Below are 25,588 nucleotides of genomic sequence, written 5' to 3' on the forward strand. Positions count from 1 at the left end.
CATATGACACTTCGAACTAAAGTAAAAACAGCGGTCCTGGCCAGCCTGCTGCTGGCCGGAACCACGCTCACCGCGACGGCTCAGACCGTATTGACCATCACGCATTCGTCACCCATCGACAGCCATTTTGGCGAAGGGGCGCTTGCCTTTAAAAAAGTAGCCGAGGAACGCTCCAATGGGACGTTGAATGTTGTGATCCAGCGTTTGGACAACGAACGGGAAGCCATCGAGAGCGTGCAGCTTGGTTCACAGGAATGCGCTATCGGTTCGGCTGGGCCTCTGGGTAATTTCGTTCCCGAGACCCGCGTGATCGACATTCCGTTTTTGTTTAATGACTACGCACATGCGCGTGGTGTTCTGGATTCGGACGTTGGTCAGGAATTGCTCGCTCTGTTTCCAGCGCGTGGACTTTACGGTCTTGCCTGGACGGAAAATGGCTTCCGTAATCTTACAACGGGCACCAAGCAGGTGAATTCGCCTAAAGATCTGCGCGGCATGAAGATTCGTACTATGGAAAACCAGATCCATATGCAAGCCTGGCAGGCTGCCGGTGTGCTGCCGACACCAATGGCCTTTTCTGAGCTGCCTTCGGCACTGCAGCAGGGCACAATTGATGGACAGGAAAATCCGATCCCGGTTATTCTGTCAAACAATCTTGATATGATGCAGAAACATCTGTACCTCACCCGGCACGTATACTCGCCCGGCATTTTTGTCTGCAATCCAGACTTTATTGCAAGCCTGACAGAAGAACAGAAAAAGGCTGTTGATGAGGCTGGCGTTGCGGCCACTGCTGCCAATCGCGCGCGCGTTGAGCAAGACGATACAACTGGTATCGAAACATTGCGCAAGCGTGGTATCGAAGTTATTGCGATTGAAGATCGTGACGCTTATCGCGATGCCATGGCGAGCGCGAACAAAGGCTTCGAAGATCAGTTTGGCGCCGAGTTTCTGCAGCGCATTCGTGACTGGAAAGCCAAATGAGTGCAGTGTCCAGGTTCATCCGTCAAATCGACGGGGCTCTGGCAGCAGCGGTGGCTGTTGCCGCCTCCATCGCGCTTGCGATAGCTGTCGTATCAAGCTTCTGGCAGGTGATGGGGCGGTTTGTTTTTCATTCACCGTCTACCTGGTCTGAAGCGTTAACGCGGCTTTCTTTGGTTTGGATGGTTCTTCTGGGAATTTCTACAGCGCTTCGTAAAGGTGCGTTCATTGCGATTGATCTGGCGCGGGAAAACACATCAGGATTGCTTCGTCGTAGCATTGAAGCAACGACGCTGGTCTCCTGCATGATCATGTTCGCAACGCTGTTCTGGTTCGGCCTTGCAATGGCCCAGCGCGTCCGGTTTCAGGAAATGGCGGGTCTCGATATTTCCATTGCATGGGGCTATGCGGCGATTCCGGTTGGATCAGTGTTTGCAGCACTCGGGGCAATTGTCCATTTCATAGATCTGGGCAGGGAGAGAGCAGAATGACCGCTGCAATGATTACTGCCATGATGGTGTTGTTTGCCATCTCGGTACCCGTCGCTATTTCTGTGGGCCTTGCATCAATGATCGGGCTTATTGGCTTTACCAGCCTGCCATCGATCATCATACCCCAGCAGATATTCATCGCACTGGACAAGTTTCCACTTGCCGCCATTCCATTTTTTATTCTTGCCGGTAATCTTATGGAAGTGGGTGGGCTTTCGAGCCGGTTGGTCGAATTCGCCCGTTCTTTTGTCGGGCAGATTCAGGGGGGACTTGCGGCAACCTGCGTCCTGACGTGCATGCTGTTCTCCGCAATTTCCGGCTCAAGTGTTGCCACGACATTTGCAGTTGGCGCTGTTCTTATTCCCGCTATGCGCAACTATGGATATCCGGTGGGTTTCGCTGCGGCCCTTATGGCTGCATCTGCGGAACTTGGTGTGATCTTCCCACCATCCATACCCATGATCCTTTATGGTGTTGCAACGCAGACCTCGATCCCGGAGCTTTTTCTCGCTGGCGTATTGCCCGGTTTGATGATCGCTGGCGCATTGCTTCTAACAGCAATCATCTGGTGCCGCATGAAGGGTTGGGGCAAGCGTGATGGAGAAGGTCGTCAGCCACGTCTGGTTGCGATGCGCCGCGCGGTCTGGGCGCTTCTTATGCCAATTTTCATCATGGGTGGTATTTATGGTGGCATCACCACGCCAACCGAAGCCAGTGTTGTTGCCGTTGTCTATGCCTTGCTGGTCGGTCTTTTTCTGCACCGTGAAATGACGTTCAGGGATGTTGTTAACGCCTTCCGCAAGACCGTTATCACCTCTGCTGTAATTATGTTTATTATTGGTGTTGCAACGCTGATGGGGTATCTGCTGAACAGACAGGGCGTTCCTGATGCTGCAGCGCTTTGGCTTACCAGTACGTTCGATGGACCGGTATCGTTGATGTTGGCAATCAACGCAATGCTCTTTACCGTCGGTATGTTCATCGAAACAGGCGCAAGTATCATCGTTCTCGCTCCGATCTTGCAAGAAGCTGTAGTTCGGGTCGGCATCGAGCCAGTTCATTTTGGAACTGTGATGGTCATCAATCTGGCTCTCGGCATGATCACACCGCCACTGGGCGTCAATCTGTTCGCTGCCGCACAGATCGCAGGATGCTCGGTGACGGCTATGCTCAGGCCACTGATTGTCTTCGTTTTGGTGATTATTGCGTGTCTGATGGTCGTATCCTTTGTGCCGGCAATTAGTATGACATTGCCGGGGCTGATGGCGCGCTAAGCCGTATAACCAGAACCCAAAACAGCCTGCCCCGGATCCGGAGCAGGCTTTATGAATTGTTTTTACGAGGCTGGAGTGCCATGACCGCAACCCTGATCCAAAAACTGCAGGAAATCGTTGGCCGCCGCTATCTTCATATTGGCGACACTTCCACACGCCGCTTTCGCAAGGGTTATCGCTATGGCGATGGTCAGGTTTTGGCTGCGGTTGAGCCGGGTACGCTCGTTGAGCAATGGCGGGTTCTCGAAGCTTGCGTGGCTGCCGATGTTGCAATCATCTTTCAGGCAGCCAATACCGGGCTGACCGGCGGCTCTACGCCGTTCGGTGATGGTTATGATCGCCCGATTGTCATTGTCTCCACCCTTCGCAATACGAGAATTGACCTGATAGATCACGGCAGGCAGATTCTCAGCATGCCTGGCGCGACGCTTGATCAGCTCGAAAGGCGACTTAAGCCACTCGGTCGCGAACCGCACTCTGTCATCGGCTCAAGCTGTATTGGTGCCTCTGTTACTGGTGGTATCTGCAACAATTCCGGCGGGTCGCTGGTGCAGCGTGGCCCGGCTTATACGCAACTGGCTCTTTTCGCGCAGGTCGATGCCGAAGGGAAACTGCATCTTGTTAATCATCTCGGAATTCGTCTCGGAGATAATCCTGAACAGATGCTCGCTCGGCTTGATGCCGGAGACTATACCGAACAGGATATCGACTTCCCTCAAGGCGCGCAGGCCTCGGATATTGAATATAAAGAGCATGTGCGCGATATCTCCGCAAAAACTCCCGCCCGCTTCAACGCGGATCCGCGCCGACATTATGAAGCATCGGGCTCTGCCGGAAAAATCGGGGTCTTCGCGCTACGTCTTGATACTTTCGCGACCGCCAGCGAAGAAAAAGTATTCTACATCGGTACCAACGATCCGGCTGAACTTCAGACAATCCGCCGTCATGTCCTTGCCAATTTTCAAAACCTGCCTATCGCGGGGGAATACATGCATTCGGATGCATTTCGCGCTGCGCAAATATGGGGTAAGGACCTGTTTCTTTTCATTCGAACTTTTGGAACGCTGAACGTTCAGCGCGCTTTTAAAGCCAAAAGCTGGTTTGACGGCGTGACGGAGAAGCTGGGTCTCGGCAAGTCAGTTTCGGACAATCTGCTTCAGTTTTTCAGTCGTTTCTTACCAGAGCATATGCCAGCCCGTCTTGTGGATTATCGCAACCGTTATCCTCACCACCTGATGATCCGGGCAGGGGATGCTTGTATCACGGAGATGCGTGAGTATCTTGCATCCGTATTTCCGAGCGCCAGCGGTAATTTCATCGAGTGTGGCGATAGAGAAGGGAGTGCCGCTTTCCTCAACCGCTTTACCGTGGGCAGTGCCGTTGTGCGCTATCGTGCTGTTCACCGGCGGACTGTTGAAGATATTGTTGCTCTCGACGTTGCGCTACCACGTGATACGATTGACTGGTTCGAGACTCTTCCGGCACCAATCGATAAGCAAATTGCGCTCAAAATCTATGTAGGCCATTTCTTCTGCCAAGTGATGCATCAGGAGTATCTTGTCAAAAAGGGGACGGACTGCGCGGCGTTGGAGCATGAAATCTGTGCGCTTCTTGATGCGCGTGGCGCGGAATATCCAGCAGAGCATAATGTCGGGCATCTTTACGATGCAAAACCCGCCCTCAAGGATTTTTATCGCTCACTTGATCCTACCAACAGCTTCAATCCCGGTATTGGCAAAACGTCAAAATGCCGCCACTGGCATTAGAACGCGTTCCGATCTGATTAAATCAGATCGGCGCTCTAACATTTTATACTTCAAGCATAAATTTATTGACCCTTGTTTTACTCTGGTCAGATTATGCCTCCGATTGGGTAAGATAAAAATTGCCTCTCGCGATCAGGGTACTCGTTAACCGCACTTGGCTTGCTGGACGCCGTTAGCTGAACGCCCAAACGTCTTCGCAATATATACCTACGTCGTAGCCCGCAGCCTTCAGTTTTACGATAACATTACCAATGTCCGTTGGAGATAGAGCTCCAACTTCCACCTTGATCATGCCGGGACGATAGCGTTGCAGGTCAAGCTGGTCGAAAACAATCCAGTCCGCTCCTTCGCAGTCGACTAAGAATGCATCGATATATTCAACGTTATTGCGGTCCAGAACAGCCTGTAATGTGTCGGACGGAACAACAATTTCCTTTAAGTAAGGTTCAAATTTATGGAAATTCGGATCGTCCGGCCCCCATACATTCTTGCCAGACATCAGATTCGTGTCTGTGACAGAAGAACAACCTATAAACTCTATGGGTAATGCGCCTTCTTCTAGCGCTTTGGCATCGAAGGTCTTAACAGTGATCGTGCCCGGCTCCCGAGTAATCGCTATGGGCTCAATTTTAAACCGTTCCGTATCGGGATAGTTTTTGCGCAGTCTGATCAAGTTATATGGCACAGGTTCGACTAGAACTGCTTTGGAACGGGGAATCCGGTGAAGCCAAGGCGTCACATCGTCAAAGAGAACACCGTCACAAGCGCCCACATTGACCATCTGAAAGGGGCGCTGTTTACCGGACTTGGCGAGGCTGGCGGCATGGGCGAGAAAACGCGTCCCGCGCAAGGCAGCACTTCGATTCAAGACTCCATTCGGAATGCAGCGTGCTGCCAACGTGCGTGCGTAGCCTCTGAATTTCGATGTTCCATGAGCATTCATGCTCGAGTCCTCTCATATCGGGTTTTAAATCAAATCATGTAGAGCGCAGGCAAAACTGCGCTTATCTATGAGGATAAAGTTGATAGCTTTCCTATCAGAATGAACGCATGTGCGAATACATGAGATAAGCGCCCTGCATCGGCATCGCGCCTCGCGTGTGCCGTGAGGCTTGGCGGGTCAACTGGCGATCGAAGCCGCTGTGTTCGTCGATGTATCGGCCATCAAAGTGCTGAGAAAGGGTGCAGTTTTCTGTCCTTTGCGCGGTGCGGCTGCGGTTCCTTCTTTGCGGTGCTTTGAAAGTTTTCAGCTTTGAGCCGGTCACATTGCCCAATTCAATATGGTTTTGGATTGTGTCGCGCGATGTCAAAATTACGTTCGCAACTGTGTTCTGCATCAATGCCCCCGCTGTTAAATACAGCGATACGGTATAGGGAAATTAAGTGTCAAGTTATACCTGTTGTTTGATTTAATATTAACAAAGCTAACAATCAGAAATGGGCGTTCTGGTGGATCGTAATATTAGTTTTTACTTATATTATGATCTGGGGTGTTGATTGATGCTTAAACGAATTAAAGTGTTTTAATCATCTTAAGATCGAATGGGCATTTCCGCGGCTTATTCCTGCCGCCGCATTATTGATATTGATAATTTCATCGTTGTGGGACTTGTGGCAGCGGCAGATTAACCCCGATGCATGCGGGCCGAAAATGCAGCCCGCAACGTTTAAACCCCAAGTCAGACCGGTTGCCCACAGACAGCAAGACTCTATCGAAAAAAGCGAAGAAATTTAAAGCTCTGCATGTCAGATGAGACAGTTATTCAACATCAATGGTTCTAATCCAACGCGTCAATAATTTCGCATCGTCTCTCGATAAGTTGGCTTTGGATGAATTAGTTGGTGGAGCAGCTGATTATTAGATGACGTATGTGCGAAGAATATGGAATAAGCTTGAGCTAAGGGACGATGCTACGCTACGCTAAGGGGACTGTATCAAGTGCATACTGATAAACCAATAATCGACAGGATTCTCTCGCTTGGTTCAAAGTGCCTATCAGATTATGCATCCCGACAGTTGCTTCGAATAGCCGGCATATTATCCGTTATAATTGCTATGGCTGTTGTCGTGATCTATTCAGTTGAAAAGCCCGACAATAATTGGGACATGATCCCATATGTTGCGACTGCGCTTGAGGATCGATATCCCGATGCGACTGCGCTTCATGCCGAAACATGGCGTCAGATTGAAGCGGCGGCGTCATCGGATCAGCTTAGCCAGTTGAGGTCAAGTGATGGTTGGCGTCGAGCTCAATGGGAAAACCCTGAATTTTTTAAGTCTCAACTCGTCATGTACCGCGTTAAAGCAGGCTATGTCCAATTGCTGCGGTGGATTGAGCCTTTTACTGGATTGGTCCGTGGTGGACACTTGATCAGCCTTGCAGCGGCGCTTGCATTGGGCTTCGTAATCCTCTTGATGCTCTGGCGTTATAATGCCTTTGAAGCTGGGCTGTTCATCGGTCCCGCGCTTCTCATCGCAGGCTATGGGCCAATGAGTGCAGCGGTGTTTCCCGATGTCGTTATGGCGGCTATTTCTTTGGCGGCGATATTTGCATTTATGCGAGAACGGGATTGGGTTGCCGCAATTCTTTTGCTGCTGTCGTTTACCATCCGGCCCGATAATATCATCATGATCTTCGCTCTGTTGATTGCTTCTGTGATGTTCGGTTGGCGCAAACTCCCTCTGCTTGTTGCTTTTGTTGCTTCAGCCGTTGCGGGTGCGATGATTTCACATGCTGCCGAGCATCCCGGTTGGTGGGCGCACCTCTATTTCAGTTGTATCGAACAACAGAAAAATATGGTTGGATTTCACCCGGATTTTTCGCCGTTATTGCTCGTAAAAGCCTATATTCGCGGCGTGATATTCGCGCTTTACAGCGAGACCTGGTTGGCGATGCTGGTTGTGATGTTGGTTGCTTGGGCGGCCACTTACAAAGCTGAGGTCAGAGCGGCGTTTCCCCGTTTTCATGGTATCTTGTTTGCTATGACCATCGGAGTATTGGGAAAGTTTGTTTATTTTCCTCTGCCCGATGACAGGTTCTATTTCAATATGATTATTGTGATCGCAATATTGCTGTCGATGAAATTCACAGCACATTTGAAGAATGGAGCATTTCCTATCATTCAATCAAAGTAGGAAATGCTCTATTGCAGGATTTGGCGACCGTTTTTGTCGCCAAATTGGCAGACGTTGCCTCTGACTTGCAAGAGCCTTGCAGCAGGGGCTTTTTCTGTCACCTTATTCCTTAACGCCGGAAGCCTTCGCTGGCTGTCATCAGGTTCTTTGTGTAATCGGCATGGATATTACCGTTGACCAGATCGCCAGCTTCAAGCTGCTCGACCACTTCACCGTTGCGCATCACGGCAAGCCGTTCACACATATGGGTGACAACGCCAAGATCATGACTGACCATAACAAAGGTCAGTTTACGGTCGCGGCGCACCTGTTCGAGCAGGTTAAGCACTTCGGCCTGCACCGATGCATCAAGTGCGGAGGTTGGCTCATCAAGAAGCAGAATGCTCGGCTCGATGATGAGTGCGCGTGCAATCGCGATACGCTGCCGCTGACCGCCCGAAAGCTGGTGCGGATAGCGGAAGCGGAATCCAGAGCCCAAGCCCACTTCATCAAGCGCGCGCACGATACGCTTTTCGGCATCACCAATGCCATGCACGGCAAGCGGCTCAAGCAACAGGCGGTCGACCGTCTGGCGTGGATGCAGTGAGCCGTAAGGGTCCTGAAACACCATCTGGACATTGCGATAAAATGCCTTGTCGCGCGGTGTTCTGAGCGGCTTTCCATCAATACGGATTTCACCGTCGTCAACAGGGGCAAGCCCGGCCACAGCACGCAGAAGTGTGGATTTACCGGAGCCGGATTCGCCCACCAAGCCGTAGGATTCTCCGCGCGCCACATCGATACTCACCGATTTCAGCGCGTGGAATTCATCAAAGAACACGTCGATCTTATCAACACGAAGTGCTGGAGTGGTGCTCATAGACGCCATGCCTCCTCACGCTGCAATGTGGGAAGCGGATGACGGTCTGTTCCAAGTGTCGGCATGCAGTTGAGTAGTCCTTGTGTATAGGGATGCTTTGCATTGGCAAGATCGCTCGCAGCGATTTCCTCAACGATCTTGCCTGCATACATCACGATCACGCGGTCGCAGAAGGATGAGACAAGGCGCAGATCGTGACTGACAAAGATCAGCCCCATCCCACGCTCTGCAACCAGCTTGTCGAGAATGCCAAGCACTTCAAGCTGCACCGTCACATCGAGCGCTGATGTCGGTTCATCAGCAATCAGCATTTCCGGTTCTGCAACCAGCATCATGGCGATCATGACGCGCTGCCCCATGCCGCCCGAAACCTCGTGCGGATAGAGTTTCATCACGCGTTCAGGATCGCGGATCTGCACGGCTTCAAGCATGGCCATTGAACGGGAGCGGATTTCCGCCCTCGAAAATTTGCCATGGGCTTTGAGTGTTTCAGCAATCTGCTTGCCGATGGTCATCACAGGATTGAGCGAATATTTCGGATCCTGCAACACCATTGCGATGCGTCCACCACGCAAGGAGCGGCGTTCGCGTGCAGATGTGTTGAGAAGGTCGATACCGTCAAACTCAAGTTTTTTGGCGGTGATTTGCGCATGTTGAGGGGTAAGCCCCATGATAGCGCGTCCGGTTTGGGATTTACCTGAACCGGATTCGCCCACAATCCCGAGACGCTCACGGCCAAGCGTAAAGCTGACGCCGCGCACGGCTTCAATAGCACCCGTTCGGGTTGGGAAAGTGACGCGCAGGTCTTCAACTGTCAGAAGGGGCTTCATTGGTTGTTACCCCGCGGATCGAGCGCATCGCGCAGACCATCACCAAGGAAGTTGAAACCAAGGCTGACGATGAGGATCGCAATACCCGGCATGGCGGCCACCCACCACTGATCAAGAATGAAGCGGCGGCCCGAAGCAATCATGGCACCCCATTCAGGCAATGGTGGTTGAGCGCCGAGGCCAAGAAAGCCAAGACCCGCGGCGGTGAGAATTATGCCTGCCATATCGAGCGTGACACGCACGATCAGCGACGAGGTGCAGAGCGGCATGATATGGCGCAAAACGATACGAAATGGTGAAGCCCCCATCAGTCGCACAGCAGATATGTAATCCGAGTTGCGAATGGTCAGCGTTTCAGCGCGCGCAATACGTGCATAAGGCGGCCACGATGTTATTGCGATGGCGATAATGGCGTTTTCAATGCCCGGTCCTAAGGCTGCGACGAAGGCAAGTGCCAGAATGAGCTTTGGGAAGGCAAGGAAAATGTCGGTAATGCGCATGAGAACAGCATCGACCCAGCCACCAGCATAACCGGCTACCGTTCCAACCAGCAGACCGATTGGCGCTGCGATGATAGCAACGAGAAGCACGACATAGAGTGTCAGCCGCGAGCCGTAAATTAGCCGCGAAAGAATATCGCGGCCCTGATCATCAGTACCGAGCCAGTAACCCGGTGTTCCCGGAGGGAGCAGGCGGGCATTGGCGAGATCACCCGTATAGGGTGAATGCGGTGCCAGCACATTCGCGAAAGCTGCAACCAGCAGCAGCGCGATGATGATTAGCAGGCCAAGGACGGCCAGCTTGTTGGCGATAAAGCGACGCCAGATCATATAGGAGCGGCCGAGGCGCGCTTGCATACGCGATTGTGGGCGCTCCGAGAGCAGCCAGTCGCGCCACGAAAGATTGGATGTTTGTGTCATTTGGCTCATCGTGCGCGCGTCCTTGGGTCGAGAAGCCGATAAAGAAGATCGGAGACAAGATTGAGCGCGATGAAGACCGATCCGATGATGATTGTGCCACCGAGAACGGCGTTCATGTCAGCATTTTGCAGGGAGTTGGTGATGTAAAGACCAAGACCCGGCCATGAGAAGATCGTCTCGGTGAGAACCGAGCCTTCAAGAAGACCTGCGTAGGACAGTGCAATCACGGTCACAAGCGGCACCGCCGCATTGCGAAGTGCATGACCCCAGATGATCCGGGTTTCCGAAATGCCCTTTGCGCGTGCCGCCACGATATATTCCTGCTCAAGTTCGTTGAGCATGAAAGAACGTGTCATGCGGCTGATATAAGCGAGAGAGAAATAGCCAAGCAGAGCCGACGGCAAAACAAGGTGCGAGACGATGTTGCGCAGGGCTTCCCAGTCGCGTTGAATGATCGCATCAATCACATAAAAGCCGGTAATCGGCGTGAATGTATATTCAAATGTAATGTCGATGCGACCGGGGCCGGAGGTCCAGCCGAGGCGTGCATAGAAGATCAGAAGGGCCAGCATGCCAAGCCAGAAGATTGGTACGGAATAACCAACAAGGCCAATCACACGCACAATCTGGTCAATGATGCTGCCGCGCTTGACGGCTGCCAGAACGCCAAGCGGAATGCCGAACAAAGCACCGATAATCGTGCCGATGGTTGCAAGTTCCATCGTCGCAGGGAACACGCGGCGAATATCGGTCATGACCGGATTGGTGGTCAGAACGGACGTGCCGAAATCGCCTTGCAGGACGCCTTTCACATAAAGGAAGAACTGCTGGTAATAGGGCAGGTTGAAGCCCATTTCCTGACGCACGCGCTCAACCACATGGGCGGGAGCACGGTCGCCAACAATGGCCAGTACAGGGTCAATCGGCACAACGCGGCCGATGAAGAAGGTGACGGCCAGCAGGCCGAGATAGGTGGTTATCACGATCGCCAGAAAACTGGCAATTGCCATAGCGATGGAAGAGGAGCGCCGTCGGGCGCCCCTCTTTTTCTTTACAGGTGTTGTTGTATTCAATTGTCTGACCGTTCTTCAGATCAGTCTTTGCTGACTGGTGCGAGGAAGTTCGAATCGAATGTTGGTCCGAGCTTGTAGCCCTTCACGTCGCCGCGAAGACCTGCAACTTCGATCTGCTGGAACACCAACACAAACGGGCTTTCTTTAAGAGCTTCTTCCTGAAGCTTCTTGTACTCGTCCGCACGCTTGTCATTGTCGCGTTCAAGCAATGCTGCCTGCGTCTGCTTGGTCAGTTCCGGAATTGCCCAGGCATTGCGCCATGCGAGTGTCTTGGTGGAAGCATCGTCGCTATTGTCGGGGTTTGATGTGAAAGCTTCAGCATTCGAATTCGGATCCCAGTAATCCATGCCCCACTGCCCGATATAGAGATCATGATTACGTGCACGATACTTGGTCAGTGTCTGCTTGCCATCACCCGGAATGATGTCGATCTTCACACCGGCTTTTGCCGCAGACTGCTGGAAAGATTCGGCAATACCGGTCACTGGCTGCGTGTTACGCACGTCGAAGGTCACCGACAGACCGTCTTTCAGACCCGCTTTTGCAAGCAGTTCCTTGGCTTTTTCGACATCCAGTTTGTACGGGCTTGCGTCAAGTGCGCCGAGAACACCCTTTGCCTGATAAGTCTGACGGATCTCACCAATACCCTTGATAAGGGTCGAGCCGATTGCATCGTAATCAACCAGATATTTGAAAGCTTCTCGCACTTCCGGCTTTGCCAGTTCGGGGTTCTTCTGGTTGAGGCTGATATAATAGACAGTGCCCTTTGGAGCGCTGGCAACGGCCAGATCCTTGTTCTTTTGAACGGCTTCGAGATCACCCGGTTCGAGGTTACGTGCGACATCGACGTCACCCGATTCAAGCATCAGGCGCTGCGTGGCGCTTTCCTTGACATGACGATAGAAGACGCGGGCGAGCTTGGCCTTTTCGCCATAATAATTCTCGTTGCGTTCGAGAACGACGACTTCATTGGCGCGCCAGTCACGGATTTTGAACGGGCCAGAACCGGCATAGCCGGTTTTGAGCCATGCAGCGCCATAGTCCGTGTCATATTTGTAATCATCTGTTGGCGTGACCTTGACCGAATGCTCTTCCAGCAGCTTCTGGTCGACAATCGCGCCGATGGTGGCGGTGAGGCAGTTCAGCACGAAGCTTGGTGCATAAGCCTTGTCCACTTTCAGAACGAATGTCGCGTCATCGACAGCCTTGGCATTTTCAATGACGTTTTCGCCATTGAGACCGAATTGTGTGAGAATGAAAGCCGGGCTTTTGTCGAGGCGCACAGCGCGCTCAAAAGTGTAAGCCACGTCTTTTGCAGTCAGCGGGTTTCCGGAAGCAAACTTGATGCCTGGCTTCATCTTGAACGTATAGGTGAGGCCGTCATCCGAAATGGTCCAGCTTTCAGCAACACCGGGAACAACCTTAGAAGTGTCGTTAATGTCGAGACGCACCAGCATGTCATAGGCATTACCGATGAATTCCGCAGGCGACAGCTCGAAGGATTCAGCCGGGTCAAGCGTAATGGTGTCATCGATGGCCCATGCCTGAACGAGCGTATCGGCAGGCGTTGCCGACAATGCTGGATTTGCAGCCATGACCGCTGCAAGGGCAGCACTTGCTGCGAGAAGACGAAAACGTCCGAGATTCTTCATTTTAGTTCCCTTTCTATATTTCTGTTTTCGCTCAGGCGGCTTCGTGCCATGCCTGTTTTAAAACGCGTATCCAGTTGCCACGGCAGAGCTTTGTCAGTTCTTCGTCATTGTAGCCCGCCGTTTGCAAGGCAATAACGAGGTTCTGTTGTCCTGCTGCATCACCGATTTCGGCTGGAATCGTTGCACCGTCGAAATCGGAGCCAAGTGCTACACAATCAATACCCATACGCTCGACCATATAGTCGATGTGGCGCACCATATTGGAAAGCGGCATGTTGGCGTCTTCTTTGCCATCGTTGCCCAGCATGGTGGTTGCATAATTGAGGCCTGCAATACCTTTGCGCTCGCGGATCGCATCCATCTGGCGGTCTGTGATATTGCGCGCAACCGGCGTCAGAGCATGGGCGTTGGAATGGCTTGCAATCAAAGGCTGGTCACTCAGCCTCGCCACATCCCAGAAACCTTTTTCGGTGATATGAGCAAGGTCGATCAGAATGCCCTTGCGATTGCATTCTTTAACCAGACGCTCACCAGCTTCAGTCAGGCCAGGACCGGTGTCCGGGCTCATTGGGAATGCAAACGGTACGCCATGTGCGAAAATATTGTTGCGGCTCCAGACCGGACCAAGTGAGCGCAAACCGGCTGCATAGAACACATCAAGCGCCGCCAGGTCGGCATCAATGGCCTCACAGCCTTCCATATGAAGAACGGCGGCAAATGTGTCACCCGCGAGCGCTTCGTCCAGATCTTTCCCGTTGCGGCAGAGCTTCCAGCCACCCGCTTGTTCAAGGCGCAGTGCCAGCGAAGCAAACTCCAGCGCAATGTCAAGGGAAGGGGCACGTTGAAGCGGCGGCGATAGCGGCGTTACGTAGTGGCCATTTTCGTCGGGTTTGCCGAGTTCGATATGGTGGCCGGATGGGATATAAATCGCGCAGATACCGCCAGCCAAACCGCCTTTGCGTGAGCGGGGCAGGTCTATGTGACCAACCTTTGTGCCGTGGATAAATTCTTTGATCGGGTCACCACCGTTACGCTGGTTTTCCCAAAGACGCAGAAGGACATCATTATGTCCGTCAAAAACGCGCTGCATATTTCATTCCTAGCTGAATGACGTGCTGCTGCCCGCCATTCAATTGAAAACCTGTTCCATACAGGACGCCAGTACCGACCAACTTTCAAAGAGAAATATCGGTGATCGCCGCCCCGCACGAACTTCTGATATATAAGAAGTTGCTCCCGACAGGAGTCAAGCGCCCAACTGCTCAAGCCAATGTTTCTTGCTGTCGCAGTTGTGCAAAACCGACATGGGTTCATGCGTATACAGAATGAACCCATGTGTGAGGGTGTTTAAGTGAGCAAAACAGACTTCATTCGGTGCGACTGAAGGTGTTCACAGGCGAAAAACGGGCAGATATCAGCGGCTACAGAACCAGGCGCCAAAGTCGCCTCGTCCAAAGCCGTAAAAGCGATAAAGGACGTATAGACAGGAAGCTGAAATACTGCGGTCATTCAGTGGGTTCCCAACTGACAATGGATTGATGATCTGCGAGTGTTTTCTCGCAGATCGTGTTTCGAATACGGGATAGGGCACTTTAGCCGCCACGATGCTCATAACCGTCTTCACGCAGCGCTCTGCTGTTGAGATGTTTTTTAAGCGCCTCAATGTCTTCAGCTTTCCAGCTGTCTATTCCCGTTGCATTCAACCACGCATTTAAATAGTGATCGGGCGCGTAAACGTGTCCATAACCTATCGGCACTGTGTCCGCTAAGGGCATGTCGATGAGCAATTGCAACATGCTTACAACCGGATACCAAGCCAGCATCGGGGAGACATCCGGGCCTCTTGGCGATTTCATCCAGTCGGCTTCCCGGTAGGCGAGGCTTTTATCAAAAAATACGATCGCATCGCTGGCATATTGTAAATACACGAAACGCGTATTGCCCCATTGCGCTGTATTGCCTTCAGGCGTGCCATTCTGGTTCATGAAGCGCACGAACCGTCCATTTTGAAAAACAGGCAACCATTCGGTGGAGCCAGCATCGCGATTTTTGGTCAGCGAGCGCCATTTTTCACTCGGGAATGGTGGGCCACTCCAGACTGCACCATTGATTGGATCCCCCAGAATATCAAAGAAAGTTATAGACCGCTGGGAATTGAAAGCACCAAGGCTCAGTCCATGAAGATAGAGCTCCGGACGCTGATCAACCGGAAGCTTTTTCCAGTGATCATAAACGGCACGGAAAAGTGCCTGCGACGACGCAAGTCCCTTTTCGGGCTGAAATATCAGTGAAAGCGGACTGTTTAAATAAGAATATTGCAATGCAACGCTCGCGACATTGCCATCAAACAAAAACTCCAGTCCATCAATCGCAGATGGGTCCACCCATCCTGTGCCGGTCGGTGTAATAACAACAAGCACAGCCCGATCAAAAGCACCTGTCCGAATTAATTCACTCAGCAGCAATTCCGCTCGTTCTTCGGGCGTGTCGGCAATCTGCAAACCAGCGTAAAGCCTTATAGGTTCAAGAGCGGTTCGCTTGTTAAAATGACTGATTTCTGATGCGGTCGGCCCTGAAGCAACAAATTCTCGTCCGGCACGACCCAATTTTCGCCAATCAAGCTTTGATTGAGGGTTGCCAGCGCGCTCTGCGATGAGGGGCTGCGGCCGGTCCGGTTCGACCAGAGCGTCAAATCTTTGAAAAGAACTGTCCAGAACACGGAACGCATACTCCACCAAGACGCCATTTGCGATGGTAAAGATAAGCGCAAACGTCATTGCTGAGCCGATGATAATGGAAACCCTGCGCGGAAGATAACGATTGAGTGTGTTGATTATGATCCGGCCCAGAACGATCATCCCGCGCGCCAGAAGAAGCAAAACGCCAAAGCTTATAAGTGCAAGCGCGCTGACACTGAACGGATAACCGCTTTCTACAGGCTCCATATTCATAACGCTGCGGATGGAGTTTTGCCAGCTTGCCGTTTGATACAAGGCCACAAGCATGATGCTCAAGCAAATGACAGCTGTTATTGCTTTTGCGTATTTTAATGCCTGCGTATTCAGGGTGGGTAGCTCTAAATATAACCACAACCATCGCAGCAACACGCCGATACCATAGCCCGAACCAAACGCCACGCCAGCCAAAATGCCCTGAAAGACATAATTACGGGGTATGAGGCTCGGTGTCAGGGAAGCAGCAAAAAATAACGCTCCAATGATAAGGCCTGTGCCGCAGAACGAGCTTCTTATACGAAATTGCTTCTTACGCATTTAGCTAGATTATCCACCTCTAAATCCCCCGATCAAAGACGGTTATTCATTTGGTGGCACATTTGCAAATGAAAGCGATAAAAACACTGATTTTAGAGCATAATCCCCGCCGCGCTCCGGTGGGGATTATGCTCGAATGCTATTGTCTGGGTTAGATCAAAGCAGCGTCGAATGTGCGAGATACGTCCTTAAAAAAGCACGGGTGCGATCATTCTGAGGGTTTGACAATATATCTTTCGGCGCTCCTTGCTCCACAACCACACCTCTGTCCATAAAGATGATCTTATCTGCAACTTCGCCGGCAAAGCGCATTTCATGGGTTACAATCAACATGGTCATATGTTCAGCGGCAAGCTGCTTCATGACAAGATTGACTTCCTCAACCAGTTCCGGGTCCAGCGCAGATGTGGCTTCATCAAAGAGCATGACCTTGGGCTGCATCGCTAAAGCGCGGGCAATAGCGACACGTTGCTTTTGGCCGCCCGAAAGGCGTGATGGATAAACATCCACTTTCTCTGAAAGTCCCACCTTGGAAAGCAGCTCCTTGGCGAGTTCACGCGCCGCAGACTTCGACATTCCCTTCAGCTTCATCGGCCCAAGCGTAATATTTTCTACGACAGTCAGATGCGGGAAGAGATTGAAATGCTGAAACACCATTCCCATCTGCTGGCGCACGGCATTGATATGCTTTTCAAAGGCCTGTCCTTTGAGCGGTTGATTAACCTGCATCCCATCAAGCCATACCTCTCCGCCATTAAGGGTTTCAAGATGATTGATAGAACGCAACAGTGTGCTCTTGCCTGATCCACTTGGGCCAATAATGGCAATGATCTGGCCGCGTGACACAGAAAGGTCGATCCCTTTGAGAACCTCAAGCGCGCCATAGGCTTTGCGGGCACCTTTAACTTCCACCATTGGGTTTAGAGTGCTCATCGCGTCACCTCCACTTTTCCTTCAATGCGCCTTAGACCTGCTTCCATCACAAGATTAGCCAGATAATAAAGTGCGGCAGCGGTCAGATAAAATTCAAACGGGCTATATGTTTCACTGATGGCGATCTGGGCGCTGTGAACAAGCTCTGCAATGCCGATGATTGAAACGAGGGATGTATCTTTCAACAATACGATCATGTTGTTGCCGATGGGCGCGATGGTGTTTCTGACGCCTTGGGGAATGATAATGTAGCGCAAAGCCTGCGCACGGCTCAGTCCGATTGATCGCGCGCCTTCTGTCTGCCCCTGATCAACAGAGAGAATGCCAGCGCGAATGACGTCAGCATTGTAAACGGCGAAATGCAGGCTCAGACCAATGATGCCCGCAAACAGTGCAGGAATATCGACGCCGATCTGAACCAGACCATAATAGATGAGATAGAGTTGCAAAAGCAGCGGCGTTCCCATGAACAGCCACATGAAAAAGCGTATCGGATATGCAAGCACCAACGGCGCATAAAGGACGATGAGCGCGAAAAAGATACCGAGGGCAAAACTTAAAATACTGGACGAGACGGCGAGAACAAGCGTCCACCACAATCCAGTCAGCAGCAATTCGGCATAGGGAGGGACAATACTGAAGTCGAGAGCTGGCATTTGATCCTCCCTCAACGCGGCGCAAAACGTTTGTCGAGAAGATCGACAATCATGATAACGATATAGACAATGATCATGTAAAGAATTGCAGCAACGGCGAATATCTCGAAGGGCTTATAGGTCGAGCTGATGAAGCGTTGCGCTGTGTAGGTCAGTTCCACAACAGAAATTGTTGAAACCAATGCTGACCCTTTTACGAGTGCCACTGCATTGACGCCGAGCGGACGGATCATCAGGCGGGCGGCTTGCGGCAGAACAATCAAACGAAGTGTGCGTTCGCGATCAAAGCCAATAGAGCGAGCAGCTTCCGTCTGTCCTCTATCCACACTCGCAATTGCACCACGAATGGATTCAGCCATATAGGCGGCAATATTCAAACCGAGCCCGACAATACCCGCCGCATAGGGGTCCAGTTCAAGACCAATTTGTGGTCCGCCGAAGTAAAGCACGAAAAGCTGCACCAGACAGGGCGTTCCCCGAAAAACACTGACATAGGCACCAGATAAAAAGCGCAGTGCTTTATTGTTGGACAAACGTGCCGCGACGAGAAACCCTGCAATCGCAAACCCTAATAAAAGAGCAAGCACAGAAACCTGGATTGTGACCCACGCAGCCTCCAGAAAAAACGGGAGGACACGCTGCATTAGCGCTAGATCCATAAAATCACTCCGAAAACTCGTATGAACCGGCCCGCATCCGCTGACAAAGAGCAACCGGGCCGGATTGGATGTCGATCAGCGAATGTCGCTGCCGATCCATTCCATCGAGATTTTTTCGTAGCTGCCATCAGCAAGCATCTCGTCGAGGGCTTTCTGCATGGCTGCCTTGAGTTCCGGGTTATTTTTGCGGATCGCAATACCGAGCGCTTCGCGCGCGCCTTCAATATTTGGCGTTTCGAGAATACGAACCTTCTGGCCCGTTTCCTTCACAGCAATCATCACTGGAATGCTGTCCATAACAAGCGCATCCAGACGACCTGCATCAAGGTCGATCAACATTTCAGGCAGACCCTTATAGGTGCGAACAGTCAGATCACCTTGTGCTTTGGCCCATTTTTCGTGGGAATCGCCCATTGTGACACCAACAGTTTTGCCGTTAAGTTCTTCGAGCTTCTGAATAGGGGAGCTGTCTTTGACAACGATCGTGCGGCCCGCATGATAGTATGGTCCAACAAAATCGACTGCCTTCTCACGTTCCGGCGTAATCGTCATGGAGGCAACAACGGCATCGTATTTTTTGGCCAGAAGACCGGCAATAATACCGTCAAAAGGCGTTGTCACGATTTTGGGCTTAACACCGATTTTTTCGGCAATGGCCGAGCCAATCGCCACATCGAAGCCCACCACTTCATTCTGCTCATTGGTAAAGCTGAACGGGGGGTATTGACCGCTCATTGCAATACGCATTTCGCCAGATTCTTTAAGCTTTTCCAGCTCATCAGCTTGTACTGGAGCTATTGAAAAAGTTGCAGAAATTGCCAAAGCAGCAACGGCAATCAAACGCTTGAGCCTGGAATTCATTTTTTGGTTTCCTCTGGATTTTTCTTTTTCTTCTAGGGTTATGGTTTGCCATCAACCTTCATCAATGAGCTTCGCACAGGCTCTGAATTCAAGCATCCAGCAATATGTCTGCCGGCCCGACACATTGCCGGAATTAACCGGCATATTGTCGGAGGGCTGGCCGGGGGACATGTATGAATTGTTGTGATGGGCGCCGGGAAATCCGGCCAATAAAAAAGGCTGTATTTTTGCCCGGCAAACCGAACAAAAATACAGCCTTAAAATCAGCGTTCTCTTAAAGTGATTATTTCAGGGCTGCTGCAAAGCTGTCATTGAGAACATCAAGAAGATCATCGGCATTTGCGCGGCTGAAAACCATCGACGGGCGCATTTTCAGCACATTGTCATGTGGCCCTTCTGTCCCCATCAGAATACCGCGCTCTCTTGCACCATCATTGATCTGTCGTGCCAATGCGGTTGCGGGAGCTTTGGTTTTTCTATCCGTGACCAGTTCGATTCCCAGAAACAGACCACGCCCACGGACATCGCCGATAATGTCGTAACGCTTCTGCATCTCTTTAAAACCAGCAAGCAGATAATTGCCCACATCGAGGGCGCTTTCGCGCAATTTATCCCGTTCAATCACATCAAGAACAGCAAGCCCGGCGGCGCAGGATACCGGATTGCCTCCAAACGTGTTGAAATATTCCATTCCATTGTTGAAGCTGTCGGCCACTTCGCGCGTTGTCACAACCGCAGACATCGGGTGACCATTGCCGATGGGTTTGCCCATTGTCACGATATCAGGAACGACATCCTGCATTTCAAACGCCCACCAATGGCTGCCGACACGGCCAAAACCAACCTGCACTTCGTCGGCAATGCAGATGCCGCCCGCAGCGCGCACCATGGCATACACTTCTTTAAGATAGCCCTCTGGCAGAAAGACCTGTCCGGCGACACTTGGGATGGATTCCGCCAGGAAATACGCCGGAGAGCGACCTTGAAGGCGCATTGTATCAATGTGTTCGGCAATGTTCTGAGCAAAGCGTTTGGCATGTTCTTCAACAGGCCAATCTTCCGGTGCATGATAGCTATCGGGAATGATCCCTTCATATACATGATCAGGCCGTCCCTTACCGCCTTTGCGTTTATATTTATAAGGGCTTAGGTCGATCAGTTCCTGCGTCGTACCATGATAGGCCCAGTCAAGAACGATAGCTTCCTTGCGACCGGTATGTGTGCGGGCCATGCGCAATGCCAGACTGTTGGCCTCGCTGCCAGAACAGGCAAAAGAGGCCACCGTTAGTCCTTCCGGCAATGTTGCCGTCAGGCGTTCAGCGTAATTGACGATATTATCGTGCAAATAGCGGGTATTGGTATTCAGCAATGCCGCCTGCCGGGCAATTGCCTCCACAACGTCCGGATGAGCGTGGCCAATGTGGCAGACATTGTTGAAACAGTCGAGATAGGCACGCCCCTTGTTGTCAATGAGCCATGCGCCGTCACCGCGAACGAACTTGATCGGCTCCGAATAGGAAATCGTCAGGTTTGGCAGCAAAATTTCTTTGCGTTTTTTAATAATCTCAGCGCGGGTATGTCCGTCCTGGTGGAATGTTTCAGGCGGAATACCTGCAAGGGCTGAAGCGTCGGGAAACAAATCCGCCCAGACATCGAGATAGGCTGCTTCACCCACCCCCAGAATTTCCGTTGCGGTGAGATGGATGTCGGTGGTTATTTCGAAATGCAGATGCGGCGTCCATCCACCATTTTCGTGAATATCGCCCATATGCCCGACAAGATCGCCAGCCTGAAGTAACTGGCCTGGCTGCAGGCGTTCAAGTGCTTCATGCGCCATATGTCCCCAAAGGGTCACGAAAGGAGGGCAGCCGTCAGGACGGTGTTCAAGCTTGATCAGGCCACCATATCCAAGGGGTTCGTGCTCGATTTCGACACTGATAACCGTTGCAGCCAAGGGTGTGTAAAGTGGCGTTCCGGCGGGCATGAATAAATCGACGCCGAGGTGATGAATACGGCGCTGCCCTTCGATGAAACGAGATTCAAAAGCCTTGTCAGTGTAGACCGTGCGTTTTTCACCCCATGCGCCAATGCCCAGTTCGATATTGTTGTCTGAGCAGAATTCATCCCACCATTGTGTCGCTTCGAGCGCGCGCTGCTCGGCCGATGCGACTGTCATAAAGTGGGTTGCATCACCGTAAGGGACAATCGCCTTCTTCATGGTTGCCGCCGCCGGACGCAGCATCGGAGCAAAAGACGTCTTGTTCTCTGCAATCCAATTTCGAACAGCGCCAGCTCCATCAATGGCGTCAAACCCACATGCTTTACGCAAAATGGCTGTTGCGAAGCGCGGATTCATTGCATCCATTTTTTCCAGCAGGCGCCATGCAGGCGCTTCACTGATTGCAAGATATGGATTGTCGTCGGTCTTATCGTGACGGGACGCGGAAAACGTAACGCTGGTTACAAGGCGCATAGCAATGAGATCGAACAGAAGGTCAATTTCTTCTGGCTGAAGCGGGTATTTTTCGTGGAACCCCGCTGTCAGCGCTGCTGCCGCACCGATCGGGTCTTCCATATCGAGTGCAGCATAGGCACAAGCGATGGCGACTTCTGCAATCAAAACAGTATAAACGGCATCGCCGAAATCAATCAGGCCAGCGATTTTTTCGTTGTCATTCTTGTCGACCAGAATGTTCCAGTCATTGGCATCATTATGAATGACCTGAGCGCGCAGGCTCGACAGTTTGGGTGCGACTGATTTTTCAAAGCGCGTGATAAAACGATCAAGGAGCGCTTGTTTTTGCGCATCTCGAACAAAATGCAGGCGCGTGCGCGCACGTGCTGCATGGCGTAAATCCCAATCCAGCTCGCGCAAGGCCCCTGGATGAATGAAGCCCTGCAATGCATGATCAAGTTCGCCAAGCGCGCGACCGAGATTGCGCATAAGATCAAATGTTCTCGGCACCTGAGCAAGCGGTGTACCGGGGAGCCAGCCAACCAGCCGCAGCGCATGTTTCTCACCATCCTCTGCAACAGCAGAGGCCAGAAAATCGCCCGAAAGACTCGGTTTCAGGAACGGCACCGTTAAATTTGAATTGGCATTGGCAAGGTGGTTTAAGAGTGCGGTCTGAAACTCACTTTCAAGCCTTGGTTCACTGGCATTAACGATTTTCAGAATCCAACCGGCATCTGTTACAGTTTTGAGCCGATAATTGCGATCACGTTCGCTATCGAGTGCTGTCGCGCTTGCCGTTACGCCGAAGAGTTCCCTGGCGAGCCTTTCAGCATCGGCAGCAGAGAACTGGGGAGCAGGATGGGAGAGATCGGTCATAGTCAGAGTTTTTCCAAGTTTGATTTCTTATCTGCAGCTTGGCATGCAATGTATTTTCGGGCATCAAGTATCCTGTCGGGATAACCGGCACTTTGTCGGAATGGACCGGCACATGTCCGGTCATGTGAATAGGTAAATAATGCGGGAACTTGACGCAAAAGATCGTGAAATACTGGCAATTTTGTCCAAGGAAGCCCGCATAGCGCTTAAAACTTTGGCCGGACGTATCGGGCTGTCACGAAGTGCAACAAGCGAACGCGTCACCAATCTTGAGAAAAGTGGTGTTATCCGCGGCTACCGCGCTGACATTGGCGAAATCGACCCGAATGTTATTCATGCAACGTTTTTGATCAATTTGCGACGGACCCCAGCACATGAGTTGCTGGACATCCTTGCGCGGCATCCGGAAGTGCGCCGGGTATCATCGGTCAGCGGTCAGCTTGATCTTATTGTTGAGCTGGAAACGGGATCGATTGACGGGCTCAATCGCGTTCGCGATCTGATTGCGGTGCATGAAACTGTGGAAGACCTGACAACTGCGATTGTGCTCAGACGTGATATTGATCGTGAGATGAGATAGACAGTTTTGTCTTCAAAAGAACGCCCGCCCGCTGTCGCCAAGGTGATGATGGGGTCGGGAGACGTTACATCGGAGCGCGTTTTGCACTTTTTCTGAAACGCTTCAGAGCACAATCCGGTCGGCGTGAAATGCGTGTTTGACATTAATACGGCACCATATTATATGGTGCCGTATGATAAATCTGGATCAAAAATATACCGCTCTGATTGATGAGGCCCGTCGGCGTGGGGAGGCGAATATTGATGATATGCGTCTTTGTTTCGAAGTGCTTGCATTGGCGACTGCGATTGATCGCGCTTGTGCTGCTCGGCTGGCGCCGTATCAATTGTCAGAAAGCAAGTTTGTATTGCTTTTTCTTTTGCGCAATCAGGATGACGGCCTTTCACCGCACGAGCTATCAGAACTGTCCGGGGTAACGCGTGCGACAATTACCGGGCTGCTGGATGGTCTTGAGCGCGATGGATTTCTTGTCCGCCACGGCCATATTGAGGATCGGCGCAAGGTGCTGGTGCGTTTGACCCCAAAGGGTGAGGCCGTGGCGCTGGATCTGTTCAATGAACACAGTCGGTGGATAGCCTCGTTGTTTTCGGGGTTTAACAGTCAGCAGCGAGAGATGTTGAGCAGTTTGCTCGAAATGGCAAAGAGCAATCTGACAACGAGCAGCCAAAGCCCATTCGCTTCGCTTTCGGAGGAAAAATCGTGACGAAAGTGCCAAGTGGCAGGGGGGTGAGCGCGATTGCGCCCGACCGTCTGGATGCCCTCAACAGCGGGACAGCTGAAGCTGCGGTGCTGACCGAATGTTTGGCTGTCGATTTTGCTAAACTCATGCACCACGCAATACCTCAATTGGGTGCTGGAGCTGTGGCCACGCTTAAGCAAGCGTCTGGCGAAGGTATTTCACGCAGAATGACTTTAGCCGGGCGTTTAATTTACAATGGCCTGGGCCTTGGCATTGCAGAGACATTGCGCAGTCACCCCTCTGACACCGTGAGGGGATGGGCGTGCTTTGTCATCGCAGCAGATGAAAGCCTGACCCTTTCCAACAGTCTTGATCTGATGAAGCCTTTGGCAGACGACAGGCATTTTGGTGTTCGCGAATGGGCATGGATGGCAGTGCGAACCGATATTGCACAAGACATTGGAAACGCAATCAGCGAGCTTGCGGTCTGGACAAGAGAGCCATCCGAGCGGCTACGCCGCTTTGCGAGTGAAGCGACAAGACCGCGAGGCGTGTGGTGCAAACATATTGATGCGCTCAAACAGGCACCGGAACTGGGCTTGCCAATCCTCGAACCGCTGCGCGCAGACCCTTCGGCCTATGTTCAGGATTCAGTGGGAAACTGGCTCAACGATGCAAGTAAAACACAGGCTCTTTGGGTAAGAAATCACTGTGATCGTTGGCTCCATGAAAGCAGCAATCCCATTACAGCACGCATTTGCAAGCGCGCTTTGCGCTCGCTCCCTCGTAACACCTGAAGATGGATATCAGAATGACATATTATCTGGCGGAACTCTACAGCCCTAAATCAACTTGGCTTTCACTGAACAAGGCCGAGCGCGGCCAATTCTTTGAAAAAGTGGGTGCGGGCATGGCGCCGTTACTGGCAATGGGGATCGAACCTATCGCCGCGGGGCAAACAGAAAGCAATGTCGAATATCCAGCCTCGCAACAATTTTTCGCGGTTTGGCGCGCGCCCGATCGGGAAGCCATGGACGCTCTGCTATCCGCAATAACAGCGACTGGATGGCACGACTATTTCGAGACGGTGAATGCAACCGGTATCGGAGGAGATCTTGTTTCACATCTCAGTCAGCTTGCTGCGGTATAAATGGCACCGTTGAACTGACGGATTGTCCGATACTCGCTTCAAATTGCAGCGCAGTCTCAGATGCGCAAGCATTCTACGGCTCATTTTTGGCGCGTTGGTGAAACCAATATAAAGATTAAAGTTAAATAGACTTATCGCTATCGAGCCAGTGATCGGGACGGTCAGACTTTTGATCTCGTGCTGTTTAAGCACTGGAATCCCGGTGTAGCGCGGCATTTCTTCAAGCAGTCCATTGCTAGGCTCAGGACTCATTGCTTTCCGAGCCAGAATATAACGGCTGCTGCGAGATCTATTGCTGCACGGAACACGACCGGGCAGCGATCATAACGGGTAGCAATTCTTCGCCAGTCTTTCAGTCTGCCAAACATGATTTCGATACGATTACGCCGCTTGTATCGACGTTTGTCATACTTGATAGGCTTCTTACGGTTTTTGCGACCCGGGATGCACGGCTTTATCTCTTTGTCTTTTAACCGTTTTCTGAA

Annotated in this window: 24 protein-coding genes; 9 read left to right on the forward strand and 15 right to left on the reverse strand. The window is 51.7% G+C overall.

The window, feature by feature from the left end:
• Positions 1–3 precede the first annotated feature (3 nt).
• From dctP to dld, 4 genes are all read left to right on the forward strand, one after another.
• A complete protein-coding gene (dctP, locus tag ABE527_RS15305; RefSeq protein WP_499697441.1) occupies positions 4–984 on the forward strand; it encodes a TRAP transporter substrate-binding protein DctP in 981 nt (326 codons plus the stop codon).
• The gene (locus ABE527_RS15310) at positions 981–1,472 is read left to right on the forward strand and encodes a TRAP transporter small permease (RefSeq protein ID WP_499697442.1); all 492 of its coding nucleotides are present in this window, start codon (positions 981–983) and stop codon (positions 1,470–1,472) included. Before dctP ends, ABE527_RS15310 begins: the two co-directional genes overlap by 4 nt.
• Complete coding sequence (locus ABE527_RS15315; RefSeq protein WP_499697443.1) at positions 1,469–2,746, forward strand: TRAP transporter large permease; 1,278 nt, start codon at positions 1,469–1,471, stop codon at positions 2,744–2,746. The genes ABE527_RS15310 and ABE527_RS15315 overlap by 4 nt, the downstream gene beginning before the upstream one ends.
• Positions 2,747–2,826: 80 nt before the next feature.
• The gene (dld, locus tag ABE527_RS15320; protein ID WP_499697444.1) at positions 2,827–4,512 is read left to right on the forward strand and encodes a D-lactate dehydrogenase; all 1,686 of its coding nucleotides are present in this window, start codon (positions 2,827–2,829) and stop codon (positions 4,510–4,512) included.
• Between the two features lie 172 nt (positions 4,513–4,684).
• On the opposite strand, the gene ABE527_RS15325 is transcribed toward dld, so the two are convergent.
• Positions 4,685–5,455 carry an FkbM family methyltransferase gene (locus ABE527_RS15325; RefSeq protein WP_499697445.1) on the reverse strand — a complete coding sequence of 257 codons (771 nt, stop codon included), beginning with the start codon at positions 5,453–5,455 and terminating at the stop codon, positions 4,685–4,687.
• A gap of 94 nt (positions 5,456–5,549) precedes the next feature.
• Complete coding sequence (locus ABE527_RS15330; RefSeq protein ID WP_499697446.1) at positions 5,550–5,849, reverse strand: hypothetical protein; 300 nt, start codon at positions 5,847–5,849, stop codon at positions 5,550–5,552.
• 602 nt (positions 5,850–6,451) lie between these two features.
• On the opposite strand from ABE527_RS15330, the gene ABE527_RS15335 reads away from it, so the two are divergent.
• Positions 6,452–7,648, forward strand: coding sequence for a hypothetical protein (locus ABE527_RS15335; protein ID WP_499697447.1), 1,197 nt, complete (start codon positions 6,452–6,454; stop codon positions 7,646–7,648).
• Positions 7,649–7,757: 109 nt separating this feature from the next.
• On the opposite strand, the gene ABE527_RS15340 is transcribed toward ABE527_RS15335, so the two are convergent.
• The 12 genes from ABE527_RS15340 to ABE527_RS15395 all read right to left on the reverse strand — a co-directional run bounded on the left by ABE527_RS15340 (position 7,758) and on the right by ABE527_RS15395 (position 22,694).
• Complete coding sequence (locus tag ABE527_RS15340) at positions 7,758–8,507, reverse strand: ABC transporter ATP-binding protein (protein WP_265985876.1); 750 nt, start codon at positions 8,505–8,507, stop codon at positions 7,758–7,760.
• A complete protein-coding gene (locus tag ABE527_RS15345; protein WP_265985875.1) occupies positions 8,504–9,337 on the reverse strand; it encodes an ABC transporter ATP-binding protein in 834 nt (277 codons plus the stop codon). Before ABE527_RS15345 ends, ABE527_RS15340 begins: the two co-directional genes overlap by 4 nt.
• Positions 9,334–10,266 (reverse strand): nickel transporter permease, encoded by a 933-nt coding sequence (gene nikC, locus ABE527_RS15350; protein WP_499697448.1) that lies wholly within the window; start codon positions 10,264–10,266, stop codon positions 9,334–9,336. The genes ABE527_RS15345 and nikC overlap by 4 nt, the downstream gene beginning before the upstream one ends.
• On the reverse strand, positions 10,263–11,267 hold the full coding sequence (locus tag ABE527_RS15355) for an ABC transporter permease (RefSeq protein ID WP_265986004.1): 1,005 nt from the start codon (positions 11,265–11,267) through the stop codon (positions 10,263–10,265). The genes nikC and ABE527_RS15355 overlap by 4 nt, the downstream gene beginning before the upstream one ends.
• A gap of 83 nt (positions 11,268–11,350) precedes the next feature.
• Positions 11,351–12,982 (reverse strand): ABC transporter substrate-binding protein, encoded by a 1,632-nt coding sequence (locus ABE527_RS15360; protein ID WP_499697449.1) that lies wholly within the window; start codon positions 12,980–12,982, stop codon positions 11,351–11,353.
• A gap of 31 nt (positions 12,983–13,013) precedes the next feature.
• Entirely contained in the window at positions 13,014–14,072 is a 1,059-nt protein-coding gene (locus ABE527_RS15365) for a dipeptidase (protein ID WP_499697450.1), read from the reverse strand.
• 502 nt (positions 14,073–14,574) lie between these two features.
• Positions 14,575–16,254: an alpha/beta hydrolase gene (locus ABE527_RS15370; RefSeq protein ID WP_499697451.1), complete on the reverse strand. Its 1,680-nt coding sequence runs from the start codon at positions 16,252–16,254 to the stop codon at positions 14,575–14,577.
• 156 nt (positions 16,255–16,410) lie between these two features.
• Positions 16,411–17,187 carry an amino acid ABC transporter ATP-binding protein gene (locus ABE527_RS15375; RefSeq protein WP_323054559.1) on the reverse strand — a complete coding sequence of 259 codons (777 nt, stop codon included), beginning with the start codon at positions 17,185–17,187 and terminating at the stop codon, positions 16,411–16,413.
• Positions 17,184–17,843 (reverse strand): amino acid ABC transporter permease, encoded by a 660-nt coding sequence (locus ABE527_RS15380; protein ID WP_499697452.1) that lies wholly within the window; start codon positions 17,841–17,843, stop codon positions 17,184–17,186. The genes ABE527_RS15375 and ABE527_RS15380 overlap by 4 nt, the downstream gene beginning before the upstream one ends.
• A gap of 11 nt (positions 17,844–17,854) precedes the next feature.
• Positions 17,855–18,502, reverse strand: a complete 648-nt coding sequence (locus tag ABE527_RS15385; RefSeq protein ID WP_265985869.1) for an amino acid ABC transporter permease — start codon at positions 18,500–18,502, stop codon at positions 17,855–17,857.
• 75 nt (positions 18,503–18,577) lie between these two features.
• On the reverse strand, positions 18,578–19,363 hold the full coding sequence (locus tag ABE527_RS15390) for an ABC transporter substrate-binding protein (protein WP_499697453.1): 786 nt from the start codon (positions 19,361–19,363) through the stop codon (positions 18,578–18,580).
• Between the two features lie 283 nt (positions 19,364–19,646).
• Positions 19,647–22,694 (reverse strand): aminotransferase class III-fold pyridoxal phosphate-dependent enzyme, encoded by a 3,048-nt coding sequence (locus ABE527_RS15395; protein WP_499697454.1) that lies wholly within the window; start codon positions 22,692–22,694, stop codon positions 19,647–19,649.
• A gap of 139 nt (positions 22,695–22,833) precedes the next feature.
• On the opposite strand from ABE527_RS15395, the gene ABE527_RS15400 reads away from it, so the two are divergent.
• The 4 genes from ABE527_RS15400 (at position 22,834) to ABE527_RS15415 (ending at position 25,103) form a co-directional block, all read left to right on the forward strand.
• On the forward strand, positions 22,834–23,274 hold the full coding sequence (locus ABE527_RS15400) for an Lrp/AsnC family transcriptional regulator (RefSeq protein ID WP_265985866.1): 441 nt from the start codon (positions 22,834–22,836) through the stop codon (positions 23,272–23,274).
• 172 nt (positions 23,275–23,446) lie between these two features.
• Positions 23,447–23,977 (forward strand): MarR family winged helix-turn-helix transcriptional regulator, encoded by a 531-nt coding sequence (locus tag ABE527_RS15405; RefSeq protein ID WP_499697455.1) that lies wholly within the window; start codon positions 23,447–23,449, stop codon positions 23,975–23,977.
• Complete coding sequence (locus ABE527_RS15410) at positions 23,974–24,750, forward strand: DNA alkylation repair protein (RefSeq protein ID WP_499697456.1); 777 nt, start codon at positions 23,974–23,976, stop codon at positions 24,748–24,750. The genes ABE527_RS15405 and ABE527_RS15410 overlap by 4 nt, the downstream gene beginning before the upstream one ends.
• Positions 24,751–24,764: 14 nt before the next feature.
• A complete protein-coding gene (locus ABE527_RS15415) occupies positions 24,765–25,103 on the forward strand; it encodes a DUF6616 family protein (protein ID WP_265985863.1) in 339 nt (112 codons plus the stop codon).
• A gap of 248 nt (positions 25,104–25,351) precedes the next feature.
• Here ABE527_RS15415 and ABE527_RS15420 read toward each other — a convergent pair.
• Positions 25,352–25,588, reverse strand: a 237-nt coding sequence (locus ABE527_RS15420) for a transposase (protein ID WP_499695429.1), incomplete at its 5' end; no start/stop codon positions are given.

It is taken from the genome of Brucella sp. TWI432 (assembly GCF_039674445.1).
GTDB classification, from domain to species: domain Bacteria; phylum Pseudomonadota; class Alphaproteobacteria; order Rhizobiales; family Rhizobiaceae; genus Brucella; species Brucella chromiisoli.

Bases quoted from the DNA above. Each gene is read 5' to 3' on its own strand.
- ABE527_RS15405 (WP_499697455.1), top strand. From the start codon at position 23,447: ATGATAAATCTGGATCAAAAATATACCGCTCTGATTGATGAGGCCCGT.
- ABE527_RS15315 (WP_499697443.1), top strand. From the start codon at position 1,469: ATGACCGCTGCAATGATTACTGCCATGATGGTGTTGTTTGCCATCTCG.
- ABE527_RS15395 (WP_499697454.1), bottom strand. From the start codon at position 22,694: ATGACCGATCTCTCCCATCCTGCTCCCCAGTTCTCTGCTGCCGATGCT.
- ABE527_RS15400 (WP_265985866.1), top strand. From the start codon at position 22,834: ATGCGGGAACTTGACGCAAAAGATCGTGAAATACTGGCAATTTTGTCC.
- ABE527_RS15360 (WP_499697449.1), bottom strand. From the start codon at position 12,982: ATGAAGAATCTCGGACGTTTTCGTCTTCTCGCAGCAAGTGCTGCCCTT.
- ABE527_RS15390 (WP_499697453.1), bottom strand. From the start codon at position 19,363: ATGAATTCCAGGCTCAAGCGTTTGATTGCCGTTGCTGCTTTGGCAATT.
- dld (WP_499697444.1), top strand. From the start codon at position 2,827: ATGACCGCAACCCTGATCCAAAAACTGCAGGAAATCGTTGGCCGCCGC.
- nikC (WP_499697448.1), bottom strand. From the start codon at position 10,266: ATGAGCCAAATGACACAAACATCCAATCTTTCGTGGCGCGACTGGCTG.
- ABE527_RS15385 (WP_265985869.1), bottom strand. From the start codon at position 18,502: ATGGATCTAGCGCTAATGCAGCGTGTCCTCCCGTTTTTTCTGGAGGCT.
- ABE527_RS15340 (WP_265985876.1), bottom strand. From the start codon at position 8,507: ATGAGCACCACTCCAGCACTTCGTGTTGATAAGATCGACGTGTTCTTT.
- ABE527_RS15325 (WP_499697445.1), bottom strand. From the start codon at position 5,455: ATGAATGCTCATGGAACATCGAAATTCAGAGGCTACGCACGCACGTTG.
- ABE527_RS15330 (WP_499697446.1), bottom strand. From the start codon at position 5,849: ATGCAGAACACAGTTGCGAACGTAATTTTGACATCGCGCGACACAATC.
- ABE527_RS15370 (WP_499697451.1), bottom strand. From the start codon at position 16,254: ATGCGTAAGAAGCAATTTCGTATAAGAAGCTCGTTCTGCGGCACAGGC.
- ABE527_RS15380 (WP_499697452.1), bottom strand. From the start codon at position 17,843: ATGCCAGCTCTCGACTTCAGTATTGTCCCTCCCTATGCCGAATTGCTG.
- ABE527_RS15365 (WP_499697450.1), bottom strand. From the start codon at position 14,072: ATGCAGCGCGTTTTTGACGGACATAATGATGTCCTTCTGCGTCTTTGG.
- ABE527_RS15375 (WP_323054559.1), bottom strand. From the start codon at position 17,187: ATGAGCACTCTAAACCCAATGGTGGAAGTTAAAGGTGCCCGCAAAGCC.
- ABE527_RS15345 (WP_265985875.1), bottom strand. From the start codon at position 9,337: ATGAAGCCCCTTCTGACAGTTGAAGACCTGCGCGTCACTTTCCCAACC.
- ABE527_RS15415 (WP_265985863.1), top strand. From the start codon at position 24,765: ATGACATATTATCTGGCGGAACTCTACAGCCCTAAATCAACTTGGCTT.
- ABE527_RS15310 (WP_499697442.1), top strand. From the start codon at position 981: ATGAGTGCAGTGTCCAGGTTCATCCGTCAAATCGACGGGGCTCTGGCA.
- ABE527_RS15355 (WP_265986004.1), bottom strand. From the start codon at position 11,267: ATGGCAATTGCCAGTTTTCTGGCGATCGTGATAACCACCTATCTCGGC.
- dctP (WP_499697441.1), top strand. From the start codon at position 4: ATGACACTTCGAACTAAAGTAAAAACAGCGGTCCTGGCCAGCCTGCTG.